Annotated in this window: 4 protein-coding genes; 2 read left to right on the forward strand and 2 right to left on the reverse strand. The window is 60.6% G+C overall.

Translation table 11 applies throughout. The annotated features are described in order from the left end of the window. Positions 1-223 precede the first annotated feature (223 nt). Positions 224-466 carry a hypothetical protein gene (locus JHD07_RS38570; RefSeq protein ID WP_291631761.1) on the reverse strand — a complete coding sequence of 81 codons (243 nt, stop codon included), beginning with the start codon at positions 464-466 and terminating at the stop codon, positions 224-226. A 100-nt stretch (positions 467-566) separates the two neighbouring features. Then, positions 567-932, reverse strand: a complete 366-nt coding sequence (locus JHD07_RS38575; RefSeq protein WP_291631763.1) for a hypothetical protein — start codon at positions 930-932, stop codon at positions 567-569. Positions 933-1,113: 181 nt separating this feature from the next. Here JHD07_RS38575 and JHD07_RS38580 point away from each other — a divergent pair, with 181 nt between their 5' ends. Further along, a complete protein-coding gene (locus tag JHD07_RS38580; protein WP_291631765.1) occupies positions 1,114-1,371 on the forward strand; it encodes a DUF2933 domain-containing protein in 258 nt (85 codons plus the stop codon). Further along, positions 1,371-2,027 (forward strand): isoprenylcysteine carboxylmethyltransferase family protein (locus JHD07_RS38585; RefSeq protein WP_291631767.1); only part of this gene is annotated, 657 nt, incomplete at its 3' end. The genes JHD07_RS38580 and JHD07_RS38585, both read left to right, overlap by 1 nt.

Consider the following 2,027-nt stretch of genomic DNA (forward strand, 5'->3'; position numbering starts at 1 on the left):
TCAGCAACGAGGGAAGTGGGCTCATCTTCCAGGGCCCGCATGCCGGATGGCTGATAGGCTAAGGTGGATGGCGCGGTGGTGAAGCTTATGCACCACCGCACCTCTCACGGTCCATTCTGTCGATTTATGTTGTAGCTCAAGGTCCAGCGCTGCTGAACAAAGTAGGCCGGGCCCTTAATCTGTCGCAACGTCGGGTCCGTTGGTCAGGTCTCGTCTTTGAACCCTATTTTTTGTCGCCCATATGGTGCGGCGTCGATGTGTTCGGCCCGCCGGTGTAATGGTGGCCGCCCGACGCGCCATCCTTCGAGGCGCCCGTCGTATCCTTTTTGCCCATATGGTGGGGCACTTCCGTCTTCGGGCCCCCATTGTAATGGTGACCGTTCTTTTCCTTGTCCGTGGTCTGCGCCATCGCCGGCACGGCAAGCGCGGCAGCGGTAACTATGGCAATCAGCGTTCTGGTGATCATGTCCGTTCTCCGTGTTGAGGACGGGATCATTGCAGAAAAGGCAGGTTGGTTCTTGACGCACGTCAAACTCATCCCGATAGCGCCGACGGCGGAGGAAACGTCAAGCGCATCTGCTCGATAGTGTGCGCGAGGCAATTTGCCTAACCGAGCTCGCTATCCGGTTGAGCGAGCCTGTGAAATCGGGAAGATCGATCAGGGCCAACAGCAGGCCCGCGATCCAAAATAGGTTTTCGTGAGTGAACATCCCGAGAAGGCCCAACGTCGCGACCAATTGATACTGGACCTTTTGTTCCGTGGAAGCGATGTGTTCGGGCAAATGATGTAGCCGCAGCATCAGAACGCCGAAAATGAAGACAAACAACACAAGGAACGCTCCCATCGCGATCAGCAGGACGTCCGTCTCCCCAGGACCGGTGGCGAGCCACAAAGGGAGGTCAACAGTAGAAGCCGAATGGGCATCAGCCATAAGAGTACGCCAGTCCGGGCGCAGGCTTGCGCGCTTTAATCAGTTGGGCCTGTCGTCATCACTGTATTTGATCTGGATCAATCTTTTCTCGCAGCGGCGCTCACGGTTCTGCCGCGGTTGATCTAGCGCAACAATGATGGCAGCGGCGCCGCTAAGCTCCGATCAGCGAAGGAGCCAGCCTATGTCGGTGCAGGACCATCCCGCGTATGAAGAGCGCCCCCAGCAGGGCATGTCCACCAAATCGAAGGCCGGCCTGGTTCTGATCGGATTCCTGATCATCGCCGGCGCGCTGCTGTTCACCGAGCACTGGGCGCACGTGCTCGGGCTTCTGATCTGGCTGCCGCTGCTCGCCTGCCCGTTGATGCACCTATTCATGCACCACGGCGGCCACGGCCATCGTCACGCCGACAACCAGCCGACGGACGGAAGGAGCAAGTGATGCACGACACGGCGCCCGCCTACGGTCTCTGGGGTCTGGCCATCGTCAATTCGGTGGTCTTCATCCTGTTCGCCTACAGCTTCTTCAAGCCGCAGACCTCGCGCGACTGGCGCTCGTTCGGCGCCTTCAGCGCGTTTCTGGTGGCGCTGTTCGTGGAGATGTACGGCTTCCCGCTCACCATCTACTTCCTTTCGGGCTGGTTGCAGTCGCACTACCCGAACGTCGACTGGTTCTCGCACGACGCCGGCCACCTGCTCGAGATGATGTTCGGCTGGAAGACAAATCCGCATGCCGGACCGTTCCACATCCTGAGCTTCATCTTCATCGGCGCGGGCTTCGTCCTGATCTCCGCCGCGTGGCGAGTGCTGTACGATGCGCAGCAGACCCGCGGCCTCGCGACCACCGGTCCCTACAGCTACGTCCGGCACCCGCAGTACGTCGGCTTCATCCTCGTCATGTTCGGCTTCCTGCTGCAGTGGCCGACGATCCTCACGCTGGCGATGTTTCCGGTGCTGACCGTCATGTACGTGAAGCTGGCGCGCGGCGAGGAGCGGGACGCGAGAGCGCAGTTCGGCGCCGCATACGACCGGTACGCCGCCGAGGTGCCTGCGTTCATTCCGAAGCCCGGTCGTGTTCTGGGACGGGCGCCCTCGGGC

Source organism: Bradyrhizobium sp., assembly GCF_016462955.1.
In the GTDB taxonomy this organism is placed as follows: domain Bacteria; phylum Pseudomonadota; class Alphaproteobacteria; order Rhizobiales; family Xanthobacteraceae; genus Bradyrhizobium.

Bases quoted from the DNA above. Each gene is read 5' to 3' on its own strand.
- JHD07_RS38570 (WP_291631761.1), bottom strand. From the start codon at position 466: ATGATCACCAGAACGCTGATTGCCATAGTTACCGCTGCCGCGCTTGCC.
- JHD07_RS38575 (WP_291631763.1), bottom strand. From the start codon at position 932: ATGGCTGATGCCCATTCGGCTTCTACTGTTGACCTCCCTTTGTGGCTC.
- JHD07_RS38580 (WP_291631765.1), top strand. From the start codon at position 1,114: ATGTCGGTGCAGGACCATCCCGCGTATGAAGAGCGCCCCCAGCAGGGC.